We start from the raw sequence: 1,432 nt of genomic DNA on the forward strand, positions 1-1,432 counted from the left end.
CGGTGTTCGGACGAGCGGAGCCGCTGGTCAGACCGGCCGCCTTCTTCAGCAGAACCGAAGCAGGGGTGGATTTGGTTTCGAAAGTGAAGCTGCGGTCGCTGTAGACAGTGATGATCACTGGAGTCGGCAGACCTGGCTCAAGACCCTGGGTACGGGCGTTGAAAGCCTTGCAGAATTCCATGATGTTCACACCGTGCTGACCCAGAGCCGGGCCGACGGGTGGACTTGGGTTAGCCTGAGCGGCCTTCACTTGCAGCTTGATGTAAGCGGTAATCTTCTTGGCCATGAGGCACTCCAATTACGGGTTCGAACGCCTCGAAAGGCTCCCCGGTTACTTGCGCGTATATCCCAGTGACGACAAAACCCCACAGCCTAAGGCTGCGGGGTTGGGATGCTTGTCCAACTAGACCTTTTCGACCTGGCTGAACTCCAACTCCACCGGAGTAGAGCGACCGAAAATGAGCACCGCGACCTGGATCCGGCTCTTTTCGTAGTTAACTTCTTCAACAACGCCATTGAAGTCAGCGAAAGGACCGTCATTGACACGAACGGTCTCACCCGGCTCGAAGAGAGTCTTCGGCTTAGGCTTATCGCTACCATCGGCGACGCGACGCAGAATGGCTTCCGCCTCTTTGTCGGTGATCGGCGCAGGCTTATCGGCAGTACCACCGATAAAGCCCATCACCCGAGGAGTATCCTTGACCAAGTGCCAAGTACCCTCGTTCATATCCATCTGAACCAGCACATATCCTGGAAAGAACTTACGCTCGCTTTTGCGCTTCTGGCCATTACGCATCTCAACCACTTCTTCAGTGGGAACCAGAATCTCGCCGAAGCCGTCTTCCATGCCAGCCAGCTTTACGCGCTCGATCAGGGAGCGCATTACATGCTTCTCGTAACCCGAGTAAGCATGCACAACGTACCAACGCTTAGCCACGGGACACCCTTAGCCTACAATCAGGGAAACAAGCCAGCCGAGGAGGGAATCAAGCCCCCACAACAGCAGCGCCATAATCAACACCACAGCTACGACAATCAGCGTAGTCTGCGTAGTTTCCTGGCGAGTCGGCCATACGACCTTACGAATCTCGGTGCGAGCTTCCTTTGCCAGCGCGAAGAACGACTTACCTTTCGCAGTCTGCAGCCCTACAAAGGCAGCAACAGCAGCAATAGCAAGCAGAGCCAGCACGCGGTACAGGATCGGCGAAGCGGAGAAATAATGATTGCCGACAACACCGACAACCACCAAGGAAACCACTACAAGCCACTTGATCAGATCAAAGCGAGAGCTTTGGGCTTCAGCTTTAGGAGTCATCTGCGAAGATCCTGTGAAAAGAAAGCCAGACACACCGAGTGAATCTGGCAGGTCAGGAGGGAATCGAACCCCCAACCTACGGTTTTGGCAGAGCGACGGTCTCCAAAACCGTAGGTT

At 55.0% G+C, this 1,432-nt stretch carries 3 protein-coding genes; all 3 read right to left on the reverse strand.

Annotated features, from left to right (window positions below; all coding sequences use genetic code 11):
* A partial coding sequence (rplK, locus tag ACIP0B_RS28495; protein WP_400838546.1) for a 50S ribosomal protein L11 occupies positions 1–286 on the reverse strand: 286 nt, incomplete at its 3' end.
* 117 nt (positions 287–403) lie between these two features.
* Positions 404–937, reverse strand: coding sequence for a transcription termination/antitermination protein NusG (gene nusG, locus ACIP0B_RS28500; protein WP_007957598.1), 534 nt, complete (start codon positions 935–937; stop codon positions 404–406).
* Between the two features lie 9 nt (positions 938–946).
* Entirely contained in the window at positions 947–1,315 is a 369-nt protein-coding gene (gene secE / locus ACIP0B_RS28505; RefSeq protein ID WP_400838549.1) for a preprotein translocase subunit SecE, read from the reverse strand.
* Positions 1,316–1,432: the final 117 nt, after the last annotated feature.

It is taken from the genome of Pseudomonas sp. NPDC089534 (assembly GCF_044749305.1).
Taxonomy (GTDB): domain Bacteria; phylum Pseudomonadota; class Gammaproteobacteria; order Pseudomonadales; family Pseudomonadaceae; genus Aquipseudomonas; species Aquipseudomonas ekonensis.

Bases quoted from the DNA above. Each gene is read 5' to 3' on its own strand.
- secE (WP_400838549.1), bottom strand. From the start codon at position 1,315: ATGACTCCTAAAGCTGAAGCCCAAAGCTCTCGCTTTGATCTGATCAAG.